The 14,696-nt window shown below is 72.6% G+C and carries 10 protein-coding genes; 5 read left to right on the top strand and 5 right to left on the bottom strand.

Annotation, left to right across the window (positions count from 1 at the left end; translation table 11 throughout):
- Positions 1-143 precede the first annotated feature (143 nt).
- Positions 144-1,136 carry an LD-carboxypeptidase gene (locus AB0Q99_RS23215; protein WP_363574710.1) on the top strand — a complete coding sequence of 331 codons (993 nt, stop codon included), beginning with the start codon at positions 144-146 and terminating at the stop codon, positions 1,134-1,136.
- An 18-nt stretch (positions 1,137-1,154) separates the two neighbouring features.
- Here AB0Q99_RS23215 and ligA read toward each other — a convergent pair whose 3' ends face one another.
- The 3 genes from ligA to AB0Q99_RS23200 form a co-directional block, all read right to left on the bottom strand.
- Entirely contained in the window at positions 1,155-3,272 is a 2,118-nt protein-coding gene (gene ligA / locus AB0Q99_RS23210; protein WP_363574709.1) for an NAD-dependent DNA ligase LigA, read from the bottom strand.
- Positions 3,273-3,510: 238 nt separating this feature from the next.
- The gene (locus AB0Q99_RS23205; RefSeq protein WP_363574934.1) at positions 3,511-3,711 is read right to left on the bottom strand and encodes a hypothetical protein; all 201 of its coding nucleotides are present in this window, start codon (positions 3,709-3,711) and stop codon (positions 3,511-3,513) included.
- 367 nt (positions 3,712-4,078) lie between these two features.
- A complete protein-coding gene (locus AB0Q99_RS23200) occupies positions 4,079-5,761 on the bottom strand; it encodes an FAD-dependent monooxygenase (protein ID WP_363574707.1) in 1,683 nt (560 codons plus the stop codon).
- A 301-nt stretch (positions 5,762-6,062) separates the two neighbouring features.
- Between AB0Q99_RS23200 and AB0Q99_RS23195 the strand changes: the two genes are divergently transcribed.
- Positions 6,063-7,094 (top strand): glycosyltransferase family 2 protein, encoded by a 1,032-nt coding sequence (locus AB0Q99_RS23195; protein ID WP_363574705.1) that lies wholly within the window; start codon positions 6,063-6,065, stop codon positions 7,092-7,094.
- 49 nt (positions 7,095-7,143) lie between these two features.
- Here the strand turns inward: AB0Q99_RS23195 and AB0Q99_RS23190 are convergent, their stop codons facing one another.
- Positions 7,144-7,350, bottom strand: a complete 207-nt coding sequence (locus AB0Q99_RS23190; protein ID WP_363574703.1) for a hypothetical protein — start codon at positions 7,348-7,350, stop codon at positions 7,144-7,146.
- A 504-nt stretch (positions 7,351-7,854) separates the two neighbouring features.
- Complete coding sequence (locus AB0Q99_RS23185; protein ID WP_363574701.1) at positions 7,855-8,127, bottom strand: hypothetical protein; 273 nt, start codon at positions 8,125-8,127, stop codon at positions 7,855-7,857.
- 790 nt (positions 8,128-8,917) lie between these two features.
- Between AB0Q99_RS23185 and AB0Q99_RS23180 the strand changes: the two genes are divergently transcribed.
- The 3 genes from AB0Q99_RS23180 to AB0Q99_RS23170 form a co-directional block, all read left to right on the top strand.
- Complete coding sequence (locus AB0Q99_RS23180) at positions 8,918-9,898, top strand: thioredoxin domain-containing protein (RefSeq protein WP_363574699.1); 981 nt, start codon at positions 8,918-8,920, stop codon at positions 9,896-9,898.
- Positions 9,899-10,136: 238 nt separating this feature from the next.
- A complete protein-coding gene (locus tag AB0Q99_RS23175) occupies positions 10,137-10,952 on the top strand; it encodes a thioredoxin domain-containing protein (protein ID WP_363574697.1) in 816 nt (271 codons plus the stop codon).
- 1,066 nt (positions 10,953-12,018) lie between these two features.
- Positions 12,019-14,696 (top strand): hypothetical protein (locus AB0Q99_RS23170; RefSeq protein ID WP_363574695.1); only part of this gene is annotated, 2,678 nt, incomplete at its 3' end.

Genomic DNA, 14,696 nt, shown 5'->3' with positions numbered 1-14,696 from the left:
CGCGGCGGGCGAAAAACCGGTTGCCGGAGCGGTGGCGGGCCGCGAGACTGCGGTCCGACCTGCCCGGACGGCGCGCCCGCCCAGGGTGTCCCGCCCCTCCGGCAGCGGCCGGATCCGCCCACCTGTGAAACCGGGGTCGCCACGTGCCCGCTCTGCTCCGTCCTCGCGCCCTGTGCCCCGGCGACCTGGTCGCGGTGACCGCGCCGGCCGGTCCGCTCGAAGCCGACGGCCGGCCGCTGCTGGCCCGCGGCACGGCCGTGCTGGAGGAACTGGGCTTCCGGGTGCGGGTCTGTCCGTCGGTCGCCGAGGGGCGCACCCGTTGGTGGGCCGCGGCCCGTCCGGCCGAGCAGGCGGCGGAGTTCAACGCGCTGCTGCGCGATCCCGAGGTGCGGGCGGTCGTCGCGCACAGCGGCGGGCAGGCGGTCACCGGCTGGCTGGACCTGCTGGACCTGGACGCCGTGCGCGCCGATCCGAAGCCGGTCCTGGGCTGCAGCGACGTCTCCCAGCTGCTGCTGGCCCTGCACGCCCGCACCGGCCTGGTCGGCGTGCACTCCGACATGGTCACCTACGGCTTCGGCGGCGCGTGGAGCGAGCGCTTCGCGGGCGGCCCCGGGGAGGACGGCGCGCGCCGGGCCCTGCGCGAGGCCTACACGCGGGTGCTCACCGAGCCGGTCGCGCCCGGGCCGCTGCCGGCGCTCTCCCCGTGGCAGTGCTGGCGCGACGGCCGGGCCCGGGGCCGGCTGGTCGGCGGTCTGCTCAACCGCCTCGTCGCCCTCCAGGCGACCCCGTACGCCCTCCCCGCACGGTGCTTCGACGGCGCGGTGCTCTTCTGGGAGGAGGTGGACCGGCCGCTGTCCGCCGTCTGGAGCGACCTGCACGCGCTGCGGCTGTCGGGCGTCCTGGACCGGATCGCGGCGATGGCGGTCGGCACCCCGCTGCGGGTCGGCGCCGGCGACGCGGCGGAGCCGGCGCTGCGCGAGGTGGTCCTGGACGTGCTCGGCGACCGCCCGCTGCCCGTCCTCGCCGGTCTGGACGTCGGCCACGCCGGCCCCAACCTCCCGCTGCCCCTCGGCGTGGAGGCCGAGCTCGACGCCACCGCCCGGACGCTCACCCTGGCCGCCCCGGCGGTCTCCTGACCCCCGCACGCCCGCTCGTCAGGCTTCCGTCCCGGCCTCCGCCTCCGTCCCGGCCTCCGCTTCCGTCCCGGCCTCCGCCCCCGGCAGCTGGCCGGCGACGAGGACCGCGAAGTCGTCGGGGGTGACGATCCGGATGCCCAGCTCCTCGGCCTTGGCCCGCTTGGAGCCGGCCTTCTCGCCGGCCACGAGCAGCGTGGTGCGCTTGGAGACGGACGAGGACGCCTTGCCGCCGGCCCGCTCGATCAGCTCGTTCATCTCGTTGCGGGACAGCGCGGCGAGCGGACCGGTCATGCTGCCGGTGACGACGACCGCCTCGCCCGCGAGCGGCCCCGCACCCCCTTCACCCGCCACCGCCGGCCCCTCGGCCGCCGCCGAGGCGCCCGCCGCCGCGACGGGCGCCTGCGGAGCGGTGACGGCGGTGCCCACGTCCCGGGCCGCCAGGCGGTCCAACAGCGGCGCGAGCTCGGCGAGTTCGGCGACGATGACGCGGGCCTTCTCCGGGCCGATGCCGTCCACCCGGGCCAGCGTCTCGGCGTCCGCGGCGCGGATCGCGGCCATCGAGCCGAAGTGCGCGGCGATCCGGCGGGACATGGTGCGCCCGGTCCCGCGCACGCCGAGCGCGCAGAAGACCCGGTTGAGCGGGCGGCTGCGGGCGGTCTCGATCGCGGCGAGCAGGTTGTCGGTGCTGGTCTCGCCCATCCGCTCCAGGCCCAGCAGCTGCTCGCGGGCGAGGGAGAACAGGTCGGCGATGTCCGTGACCAGGCCGGACTCGACGAGCTGCACGGCGCGGGTGCCGCCCAGGCCCTCGATGTCGAGCTGGTCGCGGCCGGCCGCGTAGATCACCGAGGCGACGGCCTGGCAGTTGCGCCCGCGGGCACAGCGCCAGCGCTGCTCGGTGCTGTCGATGGCGTCGCCGCAGCGCGGGCACGCCTCGGGGAACACGATCGGCCGCTCGTCGCCGGTGCGCTCCTCGACCAGCGGCGCCTCCACCCGCGGGATGACGTCGCCCGCGCGGTAGACGAAGACCCGGTCGCCGAGCATCAGGCCGCGCCGGGTGATGTCGGCCGGGTTGTGGAGCGTGGCGTAGGTGACGGTGACCCCGTCGATGACGACCGGCTCCAGGACGGCGCGCGGGGCGATGATGCCGGTGCGCCCGACGTTCCACTCGACGTCGAGCAGCCGGGTGACCTTGTGCTCGGCGGCGAGCTTGCGGGCCACGGCCCAGCGCGGCGCCCGGGACCCGGACCCCGCGTCCTGCTGGTCCACCGAGGAGTCGGCCTTGACCACCACGCCGTCGATGCCGAACGGCAGCTCGGAGCGGAGCGCGGCGATCTCCTCGATGCGCCGCTGGGCCTCCTCCAGCGTGGCGCAGCGCAGCGGGCGGGCGGCGGTCGCGGCGGCGGTGTGGGCGCCCAGGGCGGCCAGGCGCTCCAGCAGGGCGGCGTGGTCGAGGTCGTCGGCGCCGACGGCGGAGTAGGCGAAGAAGGTCAGCTCGACGCGGTAGGGGCGGTCCTTGGCGCGCAGGGTGCCGGCGGCGCCGTTGCGCGGGTTGGCGAAGGGGACGGCGCCGTGCGCGGTGCGGACCTCATTGGCGTGCTCGAACTGTTCGCGGGTGAGCAGGACTTCGCCGCGCAGCTCGATGTCGACGGGCTCGGCGAGTACGGCGGGCAGGCCCAGCACGGCGTCGGCGGCGTGGCTGATGTCCTCGCCGGCCAGGCCGTCGCCGCGGGTGATCAGCTGGTGCAGGCGCCCGGCGCGGTAGCGGGCGGCCACCGCCAGGCCGTCCAGCTTGGGCTCCACGCACCAGGCGGCCACCGGGCGGCCCAGCCGGCGCTCCAGCCCGGCCGCCCAGTCCGCCAGCTCCTCGGCCGAGAAGACGTTGTCCAGCGACAGCATCGGCACGCTGTGCGGCACGTCGCCCCCGACCGCGCCGCCCGCGACCTTCCCGGTGGGGGAGTCCGGCAGCACCTCGTCCGGGTGCGCCTCCTCGTAGGCCGCGACGGCGCGCAGCAGGGCGTCGTACTCGTCGTCGCCGAGTGGTGTGCCGCCGTCGGTGTAGTAGGCGGCGGCCGCCCGGACGGCGGTGGCAACGGCGTCGGCGTAGTCGCCGGGGGTGAGCAGAGCGGCGTCGTTCATGGACAGCATCATCACCACCGGCACTGACAACACCGGTCCGGCGGGCCCGACGATCGTCGGCAGCGGCACCGACCCGGCGTGCTCGTACCGGAACCTGCGCTTCCCCCGAGCCCGCGCCGGTCGGTCTCCAGCCGGTGCCCGGTCGGTATCCGTTCCGTGTCCGGGCAGTCCGGTCATGCGGGCCGGGCGGGTCGGGGAACCGGACGGGCCGGCGGCGTCGGCCGGTTCCCGCCTCCGCTCAGGGGAGGTAGCGCTCCAGCGCCGCGGCGCCCTTGCGTTCGATCTCCTGCCGCGCCCACTCGATGCGATCGGGGGTGACGTCGCGGCCCGACGCCATCACGAGGTCCTCGGGGTCGAAGGGCCGCTCGGCCCCGGAGTAGAGCTGGCGCTGCATTCCGGATGCCGACTCCGGCACGCCCTCGGTCGTCGATTCCCGCATGTCCATCACCTCATCGGCTGGTGTCCCGTACGCACGGTCCTTCGATGGTCGTTCCGACGGCCGGACCATGACGGGTGGAGCACGACCAAGTTACTCCGTTCGGGTGAATGCGCGACCTGGCCGCCTCAGGCCCGGCCGCGCCCGCCCGCCGGGGCGCGGTCGCCCATGTCGCCACCACGGGGATCGGCCCGGATACCGTCCGTGCCCGGTCCCCGGAGGGCGTTCCGGGGCCCACGCCCCCCGACGGAGCCCCGGCGGGCGGTCGTCGATGCGGCGGGAAGTCGTCCCGCCCCGGCGCTCGGGGGTGTCAACCTTCTTGCCCTTGGAGGAAGTTGACGCCCAATCGCTCCGGTGCCCCGGCCGGCGGTCAGGCCGGGGTGAAGGTACGGCGCAGGTGGGCCACCAGGCGGGCCGGGTCGGCGGCGGGCAGGCGGGCGGCGAGGTAGCCGTCGGGGCGGATGAGGAGAGCCTCGCCGTCGCCCGGCCGGTAGGCGGCGCGGAAGGCGGCGGCGGTGTCGCGGACGACGGGCAGGCGCAGGCCCTCCGAAGCGGTGGGCGACTGCGGGGAGCCGGGGGGTTCCGAGGGCTGGGGGGAGTCCGGGGCGAGGACGGCGTACACGTCGAGCAGCCCGTGCGCGGCCGCGTGGGCGGCGGCCGCGCAGGTGTGCAGGGTCCGGGCGTCGGTGGCGGGGCCCGCGGACAGCAGCAGGGTGTGGCGGGTGCCGCGCAGCAGCTCGTGCAGGCGCTGCGGGTAGGAGGTCAGGGGGCGGGTGAGGCCCGGGCAGTCGGGGGCGCGGTCGCCGGGGGCGGGACGGGTGCCCGGGGCGGGCTCGGTCAGCGGGCCGTCGCGGTAGCCGACCAGGAGCTGGGCCTCGCGCAGCAGCGGGATGACGGGATCCTCGGGCTCCGAGCCGCCCTCGGCGCTGGCGTCGGCGTCGGCGCCGAAGCCCGCGCGGGAGTGGCGCACGGTGCGGGAGACGACCTCCTCGCCGACCGGGTGGCGTTCGGCGTGGTAGCTGTCGAGGAGGGTGGCGGTGGCGACGCCGCGCACGGTGAGGGCGAGCTTCCAGGCGAGGTTCCAGGCGTCCTGGATCCCGGTGTTCATGCCCTGGGCGCCGGTGGGCGGGTGGATGTGGGCGGCGTCGCCGGCCAGCAGCAGACGGCCGTCGCGGTAGCGGTCGGCGAGGCGGTGGCTGATCCGGAACACCGAGGACCAGCGCAGCGCGGACGCGGTGACGGGCCGCGGCGACAGCCGGTCCAGGCCCTGCTGGAGGTGCCGCAGTTCGGGGGTGCGGCCGCCTTCCAGTCCGTGCGCGACCCCGCGCACCGGGCCGGCGGCGGTGGCGAGTTCGGCCGGGACGGTCATGGACACCCGGTAGCGGCGCCGGCCGGGCAGCGGGACACACACCAACGTCTCCCCGGGAGTGCCGTCGGTGGCGCCGCGGGTGGCGCGCACGGCGTAGCCGGGCGGCAGGTCCCAGTCCAGCTCGACGTCGCCGAGCATGAACCGCTCGGGGAAGGCGTCGCCGCCGAAGCCGATCCCGGCGGCGCGGCGCACCGTGCTGTGGGCGCCGTCGCAGCCCACGACCCAGCGCGCGGACAGCTCGCGCGGCCCCCCGGGGGCGGCCAGGGTGACGCGCACGCCGTCGTCGTCCTGCCGCAGGCCGAGCACCTCGGTGCCGCGCTCGACCACGGCGCCGTGGCCGGCCAGGTGCTCGGTCAGCAGCCGCTCCGTGGCGTCCTGGGGCAGCGCGGCGAAGCGGTACGGCACGTCGGCGGGCAGGTCGAGGTCGATGCGCGGGCCGGGCTCGCCGTCGGTGAAGACGAGCTGGCCGAGCAGCGGCACCGCCTCGTCCAGGACGCGGCGCACCAGCCCCATGGCGTCCCAGACCTCCAGCGTGCGGGGCTGGATCCCCACCGCCTTGGCGTACGGCTGCGGAGCGTCCAGCCGGTCGACCATCCGGCACCGCACCCCGCGCCGGCACAACTCGGCGGCGGCGGTCAGGCCCACCGGTCCGGCCCCCACGACCAGTACGTCGGTGTCGTCCATGCCCGCTCCTCGGTGCCCGGCACCGGCGGTGCCGCCGTACTCCCCAGGCTGCCCTCCGCCGGGGGCCCCCGCCCGCCGTCCGCCCCCGGCACCCGCGCCCGCCGTCCGGGCCGACGGCGTTTGCGCACGGTTGACGCCGGTCACGCCTGCTCCACCGATCCGCAGCCTCGACGTCACTCCTCGTTCGCCCAACGGTCTTGTAAGATCCCTACATTCGGTCCACTGCCGGTGATCGGCCGTCGGCGGTGCGTACCCGCCCGGCCACGCCCGGCCCGTCCGCTCCTCAGCGAAAGGCCGCCCGATGGCCCCCCGCCTGTCCGTCGTCGTCCCGATCTACAACGTCGAGCGCTACCTCCGGGAATGCCTCGACTCGATCGCGGCCCAGACCTTCGAGGACTTCGAATGCGTCCTGGTCGACGACGGCTCGACCGACGACGGCCCCGCCATCGCCAAGGCGTACGCCGAGCGGGACCCGCGCTTCCGGCTGGTCCGGCAGGAGAACAAGGGCCTCGGCGCCGCCCGCAACACCGGCTGGCGCCACCTCGCCCCCGGCACCGAGTACCTGGCCTTCGTCGACAGTGACGACACCCTGCCGCCGCACGCCTACCAGCTGATGATCAGCACGCTGGACGAGACCGGATCCGACTTCGTCACCGGCAACGCGCTGCGCCTGCGCACCACCGGCCTCACCCCCTCGCACGGCCACCGCCGCGCCTTCCGCGAGACCCGGCTGCGCACCCACGTCAGCGAACTGCCCGCCCTGGTCACCGACCGCACCGCCTGGAACAAGGTCTACCGGCGGTCCTTCTTCGACGCGGCGGCCATCCTGTACCCCGAGGGCATCCTGTACGAGGACGCCCCGGTCAGCGTGCCCCACCACTTCCTCGCCGAGCGGGTCGACGTGATCGCCGAGCCCGTCTACCACTGGCGGGTGCGCGAGGACGGCGACCTGTCCATCACCCAGAAGAAGACCGACCCGCGCGGCGTGGTCGACCGGGTCCGCTCGATGGAACTGGTCCGGGAGTGGCTGCTCGCCCGCCCCGAGCCGGAGTTCGCCGGGCACCTGAGCGCCTACGACCACAACTGCCTGGTCGAGGAGATCCCGATGTTCTTCTGGTCCGTCCCGGACGGCGACCGCGCCTACCGCGAGGCCTACCAGCAGCACGTCAGCCGGCTGCTGCGGGCCATCGGCCCCGAGCGGCTGGCCGGGCTCAACAGCCGGCTGCGGCTCAAGTACCGCCTGACGCTGGCCGATCGGATGCACCGCTTCGTCGCCGTGCAGCGCCTGCACCGCCTCGCCCGCCGCACCCGGCAGGCCGCCGTCCGCAGGTGAGGCCGGGGCTGCGGCGCCGGGAGGGGGCGCGGCACCGGGAGGCGGGCGTTCAGCGGCCGCCGTCGCGCGGCAGGAGCAGGTCGCGGCCGTGGGCCGGGGCGCCGTCCAGCCACTGCGGCAGGCACTCGCCGAGCAGCCGGAGGACCTCCTCCAGGGCGTCCTCCACCCAGTCGCCGTCGTGGTCGTCACCGCCCCCGCCGCCGTCGGCCGGGGCCTCCGCGAGGCCGGCATCGAAGTACGCCAACTCCTCTCGCATCAAAGGGGGTTCACCGCGCCGCGCGAGCACCGGGAACGGCCACGGCCACGGCGGGGCGGCCGACTCCTCGCACCGGGGGAAGGACCAGCCGCGCCCCCACAGGCCGGCCGGCGCCGGCCGGCCCCAGGCCCGCAGCGGCCCGACGGGTCGTCCCAGCCGCGCCCCGGCAGGACCGCCGCCCCCAGCGGCTCACCCACGACCGGGGCGACCAACGTGCCGACGGCCGAGGCACTCGACCGCCGCGGCCTGCTGCCCGCCGCCGAGCGGGTGCAACGGGACCTGCTCGCACGCCGGCCGGGCGACGCCGACCGGGGTCCTGGTCCGCCCGGGCGGCGTGGTCGCCTGGGCCTGCGACCCAGGCTCCGACACCGGCTCCGACGCCGCCGCCGGGTCCGGCCCCGACACCGCCGCCCTCGAAGCCGCCCTGCACCGCTGGGCCGGCGCGCCGTCGTCGTCCGCACCCCGCGGCACCCGCGGCGGGCTGACCCCCGGCCCGCAGGCGCCTCAGTCGCCGCCCGGCCGACCGGCGCGCGGCCCGGCACCGTCGAGCACGGCGAGCAGACGGGCCCGGACATCGGCGGCGGCCTCGCGGGTGACCGGGTCCGCGCTCTCCAACTGCGGGGCGATCAGCTCCGCGGCCGCGGCCAGGAGCGGGAGGGGCACCTCCACGGTCCGCAGGTGGAGGAGCTGCGACGCCGCCCGCTGGCCGGGCGTGGCCGGCGCGGGGGCACCGGGGATCAGGGCGGTGATACCACGGGGGAGCTGACTGTCGGTCACCCGCCCATTGTCCCGCCCCCGGCCGGCGACGATCACCAGGTCCGGCCGCCCGGCGAGGCGGAGCAGGTTCCGCTTCACCGCCCGGACCGGGTTCCGTACCGGACACAGACCTCACAGTCGCAGCCGGTCAGGGAGTTGGCCCCGCAATGGGCCGCCGGCCAGTACGCGGACGCACAGGGGCCGGGCCCGAGGGGAGAGCCGTCGTCGGGCAGGGCACGCCGGCACCAGCCACAAGCTCCGGCGGTTCAGGGCGACTTGGGAAGGTCACCCCCTTCAACCGGAGCTTCGATGCGTTCGTGACGGTCCGGTCCGGACACCTGCATCGCCCTAACCTGCGAACTCACGAGCTCACCGGGAAGCCAGGACACGGACCTGGACACCCACACCACCGACGTCGTCCGGCTGATCGACGCCACCCCCGCGCCGCACCTGGTACTCGTCGGCCACGACTACGCCATCCACCCCGTCCTCGCCGCGGCACGGCAACGGGCCCACTGCGACGAGCCGACGGAAGGCCTTTCCGCACCGGCGACCGCGTCATCGCCGTCGCAACGGCCCCCGAAAGGGCATCCTCAACGGCACCAGCGGCACGGCTCGGGGCGCCAGAATTCCAGGGGATGCGCTTCAAAAAGGCAAGATGATCAGTAAACACTAAGATAGTGCATTCGTGGGATTTCATCGACCCTGTGGCGTGGGCGATTGAGTGCAGCCGCCAGGCGCTCGTAAATCGGGAGAGGCCACCCCAATGAGGGTCGGCCCGAAAACACGCCCCGACGGCTGGTGGGAATTCATGTCCACGTTTATCGACAGCACCCAAGACCACGAGGGGCAACCCGGCCCCGCCGCGCCCTCCAACCCCTTCGCTGCGAAGCTGACGCCACCGCCCCGACGACGCCGGCCACGCAGACCGGGCCGCCGCCTGCTGATGGTCTCCGGCCTCGCCGCGATCCTGGTCGCCGGCATCGTCCTGTTCAGCCCCTTCTCCGACGACTTGCCCGTCACTGCCCCCAAGGGAACCGAGCACGACGCCATCACCATCGGGTACGAGAAGGCACCGGCGACCTTGACCCTCTACGAGGACTTCACCTGTGCGGCCTGCCACACCTTCGAGAACGACTTCGGGCCGACGGTCCGCCAGCTGCTGACGGAGAACCGGCTGAAGGTCGTCTACAAGCCGGTCGCCGCCAGCGGCAACGGCGCCGCCCCACTGTCCGCACAGGCCGCGAACGCCGTCGCCTGTGCCCAGGACGCGGGGAAGTTCGATCCCTACCGGCAGGCCCTGGTGGGCGCTGCTCCCACCGACGTCTCCGGCAAGGCGGGCCTGCTAGCGGTCGCCGACCGCGTCGACGGACTGCGCACACCTCAGTTCGAGCAGTGCCTCAACAAGAGCACACACGCCGGCTGGGTGGAGCGCCTCAGCAAGGAATTCGCCAAGCAGCCCCACAAGGACACCATCGCTGCCGCGCTCAACGGCAAACAGCTGGACATCGACGGCCCTCAGGCTGCCACGACGTTCTGGAAGACCGTTCAGGACATCGCGCTGCAGGACGTCACATTCATGCCCCCCGTACCGCCGAAGCCGAGCGCAGCGGCAGCCCCCTCCGCACAGATGCAGGGCGGACCGACCGGTCAGAGCCCGTCGGGTACGGCTTCCTCAGGCCAGGCCGCGGACGTCCGACAGCCTGCCGATCCGGCCAGGTCCGGCGCTGCCCAGCCGCCTGCCGACGCCAACGCCACAACCCCCGGCCCGGCATCGCAACCCGGGGTCTAGCACAGGCCGCTGGTCCGGTTCCGGCTTCGAGTCGCGCCTTCCCGTTCGGACCCGCCCGGGACCGGACGGGAAGGCGCTCATGTGTTGCCGCCACACAGCGGCGGGTGCGTGTGAACGACCACAGATATGAACCACCGAACGGGCAGCACCGCCTGCCACCGATCCCCCGGAGCAAACCATGAGTCGAGCGAATCGTGAAGGCAAGCAACGCGCCCGGGAACGTGCCCAGCAAGATAGCGTGATTGCCGTCGAACTCGCCAAGAAGCGCCGCAAGTACCTCACCTACGGGGTGGCCCCCCTGGTCATCGCCACCGCCGGCGTCATCGGAATCACCATCCAGAACAACCGCTCGTCCGGCCCCACGCTCGCTCCACTCGGCGCCGCCGCCGACGGTAAGTCCATCGCGGTGGGCGCGGCGACGGCCCCCGCGACCCTCGACATCTTCGAGGACTTCCGCTGCCCCGCTTGCCAGGGCGCCGAAGCCCGCCTCGGCGAGGCCTTCCAGAAACTCGTCCAGGCCGGTCAGCTCCGGATCAACTACCACACCGCCGCTCTCATCGACGCCGGACACGGTGGCAACGGCTCCAAGCGAGCCGCCAACGCCGCCGCCTGTGCCCAGGACCAGAACAAGTTCGGTCAGTATCACGCCGTCCTTTTCTCCAAGCAGCCTCCGGAGAACGAGGACGGGTTCGGCGACCGGAAGACCCTCCTCAAGCTCGCCGACGAGGTCCCGGGCCTGCACACCCCCGTCTTCGAGGAGTGCGTCAAGAACGGCGTCCACGACGGTTGGGTACGCGACGTCACCCAGGACTTCCACGACCGCAAGTTCGTCGGGACCCCCACGATGCTTCTCAACGGGGACAAGCTCGACCCGACGGTGACCTCCGGCCCGCTCTCCTCCTCGGACGCCTTTGCCGCAGCGGTCGCCGAAGTCATCCCCAAGAACTCATCTTCTCCGCAGAACGCTCCCAATGCCGCACAGTCCGCCGCCACCTCCCCGTCGTCGGCGGCCTCCGCTCACGCAGGTTCCTCAGAACACACACCGGTCGGGTGACGACCGGGCCGGCGGCATGATCGGCGACTGAACGAGGCTCCCGAAGGTCGAGTGAGATGCCCGTGCATCTCAACTCTCCTTGCAGGGAGCCTCGTTGGTTATCCGTCCGCACTGTCCGCCGGATTCGCTCGCTTGGTGGAGCGACGGTGCTGTCGTTGAGTCGCTTCGAGGGTGGCCACGCCTCGTCCGTCGGACTGGCGAAAGTGGACGCGGTTCAGCGATCTCCGCCCGGTGGCGAGCCCGATCAGGAGCCAGGCCGTGCCCGCCCCCGGTGGCCCCGAGCGCCGGCGCGGTGCTTCAGCGGGCATTCACTGCGGTGCCTCGCGGGGGAGCGACAGGTGTCCCCGCTGCCGTCCCCGCGGGGCCTCTTGCGACTACGCCAAGTGAGTGCTTAGCGACAGAACGTCACTTCAGTGCCGTCAGCCCGGACCATCGAACTCCTCTTCCCTGGTGATGCCCGACTCCTGAGGCGACCACGGGCACTCGTCACGAAGGCACGAGCATGAATCACACCAGCTTCCAGGCCCGGCGGACGCCAACCGTGCGTTCCGTCGTGCCCGGCGCGGAAGGCGAGCGCCATGCAGCGACGGTTGACGTCGCTTCAGCGCGTGCGCTCCGCAATGACGTCGCATCCCGTCCCGCGTCGGGTGACGCGGGGAGGGCTTGCGTGCGGCCTCCCCCCGAGTGCCGGCGAGGCTGTCCTGGCCTCGGCTGGAATCCTCGCGAGCTGTCTCGCGGCTGCGCTACGCAGCAACCGAAGTTCCCTGCTAGGCGCCAGGGACACCACCTCTCGGAGAGGGTGCGCGGCGCCAGTCCTTCCCGTTGAAAGGGTTCCGTTATGAGACGCTGTGCGGCTTCACGCATGGCTCGGGACCGGCGTAGAGCCGGCCCACGGGGCGTCGGGTCTTCCGGCGCCGCGGCATCTGCTGTGGGCAGATCGCCGGGAGACAGGACTTTCGTGGCACTTGCCGCGTTGTGGGGGGTCGTGTGCGTTGCCGCACACCGGACCGTGTCGGTGGCGGGTTCGCTGCTGATGCGCCGGTGCCGCAGGCGTACCTTGACGGCAATGCGGGCGGCGCTCACGGTGCTGGTGGCGCTGGCGGCGGCACTGTCGTCGTTCTCGCTGCCCGCGCTCGCGGTCACCGCGAAGAAAGCCCCGGCGCGGGCCCCGGCGGCGCTCGCAGCACCAGCCGCGACACCCACGCTGACGAAGACCGGTGTGGACCTGACCACCGGCAGCACCACGACGGCCAACCCCGGTGACACCCTCCAGTGGGTGGTGTCCTACACCAACCCGGACGGCAGCCTGCAGTCGGCGAGCATCACCGACATCATCCAGGGCGGCCCGGGGACCACTCCGCAGGCACAGACCTACGTGCCGGGGTCACTGCAGGTACCCCCGGGGTTCACCCCCCAGTGGTCCACCAACGGCGGCACCAGCTTCGTGACGACCGACCAGGGCACTGCCACGAACGCCGTGCAAGCCGTCAACCCCAACATCGTCTCGCCGGCGACCGGCACGGCCACGCTGATCCCCGCGCCGTTCACCCCGGTCAACACGTCGACTGGCGGCGACGGGTTCATCCCGATCCTCTTCACGGCGACCATCAACGGACAGCCGGTCAAAGAGGCGTGGAACATCTACCACCATGCGAACACCACGGTCATGCCGATCGTGGTCTGCACGGATCTGGAGACGAACCTGCCGTGCACCACTCCCACAGGCGCTCCGCAGACGTGGCCGCAGGCGTTGAACTCCTCCGTCGCCGGAACGCTCACGGGTAATCTGCGCACCACACGCAAGGAACAGTACGTGCTGTCCGGCTCGCAACTGTTCTACCCGGCCGCCCTGGCTGCGACGCCGACCCAGATCGGGGTCGGCTGCATCAACCTGCAGACCCAGCAGAGCTGTGGCTTCACGGTCCTACAGAACGCGACGGCCACCGGAGGCAACAGCATCGGCGGCCTCGTGCAGGCGTCGAACGGTTTGATCTACGGCGTGTCCTCAAGCGGGCAGGTCCTCTGCTACGACCCGACGACGAACACGTCCTGTGGCACGTTCAGCATCGGCCTGCCGCCCATGCCGTCCGCGTCCACCCTCGTGCCCAGCGACTACTTCGGCACGATGGACATCGTCAACGGGATGATCTACATCACCATCACCACGCGAGTGGGGGTTGCCAACGCCACGGAGATGTCCTGCTTCGACCCCACGACCAACGCGGCGTGTCCCGGCTGGACCGTTCCGAAGACGCTCGCCACCCAGACCGCCGGCTTCGGCACGATCGTCAACGACAACATCTTCGCGGCCTACAACGCGGCCGGAACCCCCATCGGCGTGTGCACGATCGTGGGTTCGGACATCACGACGACCTCCGTGCCGGCCCAGGGAACCGTGGAGTGCTTCGACTTCACCGGAACGTCCATCGCCACGCCGCCGGGCCTCCAGGCACTCGTCGGCGCACACGCCTCCCCCACGGGCCAGAACGTCTTCATGAACCCGTTGACGATCACCGCGCCGAACGGGCACCTGGAGACCGAGTTCCCCTTCTGGTCGAGCACTCCCACCGTCGCCAACTACAACTACTGCTACGACTGGACGACCCAGGCGCCGTGTGCCTCGTACGGCTCGAGTGGAACCCTGTCCGGGCCGTCCAGCGTGAACGGCGGCAATACCCGTCCCTACGGCTACGCCTATGACGGGCAGTGCAAGTACGGCCTGGGTGACACCGGCTACCTGTGGTCCATGGACCCGGTCACCGGCGCGAGCCCGTGCCTGAAGGTCACGGCCACGTCCACGCTCAACCCCTCGCAGTTCTACTGCGACGGCAAGACCGGGCACGTGACGTCATACGGCACCGTCTCTCTGGGGAACATCGACCCGACGACTGTTGACTTCGCGAACTCCTCGGTCACGGTGGAGAACTCCAGCGGAACCGTGCTGGGCACCTTCCCGTTCAACGTCACCACCCAGACCGCGGACATCTCATCGATCCCGGTCTCGGTCTCGCCGATCAAGGTGATCACCAACATCACGCTGCTCAACGAGTCCTCGTTCACCCCGACGAACCACCCTCAGGCCCTGGTGACCTTCGTCGGCGACCCGCCGCAGCTGTGCTTCGAGACCACCGTCGGCAGCGACTGCTCCATCACGTCGGTCTCCGACCAGGCCACCTCCGTCACCGGCACCCTTCCCGCCGTCACCTCGAACACGGTGACGTTCCAGGTCAACCACGGCACGTCCTGCCAGCCCGCGATGACGGTGCTGAAGGAGGTCTGCCTCTCGGCGAGTGCCGCTGACTGTGGTCAGGGTGGTGTGGGTCCGTGGGGTCCGGTGACTGATGTTCCGTCGGGTGGTACCGCGTACTGGCGGATCACCGCGACGAACACCGGGCCGGTGCCGATCACGGGGGCGACGCTGACAGACAGTGTGGCGCCGTCGTGCGTGACAGCGGCAGGAACGTTCAATCTTGCTGTGGGCGCGAGCGTGCAGTTCTTCTGCTCGTCCAGCAACATCACGCAGTCGACCACGAATACGGTGACGGGGAGCATTCCGAATCCGACTCCGGGTCAGCCGCCGATCACGACTCCGCCGTCGTCGGCGACGGCGAACGTGTCGACGCTGGTCGTGAAGAAGGAGGTGTGTCTTTCCAACGTTGCGGCGAACTGCCAGGCTGGTGGTAGTGGTCCGTGGGGTCCGGTGACTGATGTTCCGTCGGGTGGTACCGCGTACTGGCGGATCAC

The sequence above is a fragment of the Kitasatospora sp. NPDC086791 genome (genome assembly GCF_040685975.1).
GTDB lineage: Bacteria > Actinomycetota > Actinomycetes > Streptomycetales > Streptomycetaceae > Kitasatospora.
Note: the sequence above shows the minus strand (reverse complement) of the source record. Positions and strands in the feature narration are given on the sequence as shown.

Excerpts from the sequence above, each read along its gene's own strand:
- ligA (WP_363574709.1), bottom strand. The coding sequence starts at position 3,272 with ATGAACGACGCCGCTCTGCTCACCCCCGGCGACTACGCCGACGCCGTT.
- AB0Q99_RS23205 (WP_363574934.1), bottom strand. The coding sequence starts at position 3,711 with ATGCGGGAATCGACGACCGAGGGCGTGCCGGAGTCGGCATCCGGAATG.
- AB0Q99_RS23200 (WP_363574707.1), bottom strand. The coding sequence starts at position 5,761 with ATGGACGACACCGACGTACTGGTCGTGGGGGCCGGACCGGTGGGCCTG.
- AB0Q99_RS23195 (WP_363574705.1), top strand. The coding sequence starts at position 6,063 with ATGGCCCCCCGCCTGTCCGTCGTCGTCCCGATCTACAACGTCGAGCGC.
- AB0Q99_RS23190 (WP_363574703.1), bottom strand. The coding sequence starts at position 7,350 with ATGCGAGAGGAGTTGGCGTACTTCGATGCCGGCCTCGCGGAGGCCCCG.
- AB0Q99_RS23180 (WP_363574699.1), top strand. The coding sequence starts at position 8,918 with ATGTCCACGTTTATCGACAGCACCCAAGACCACGAGGGGCAACCCGGC.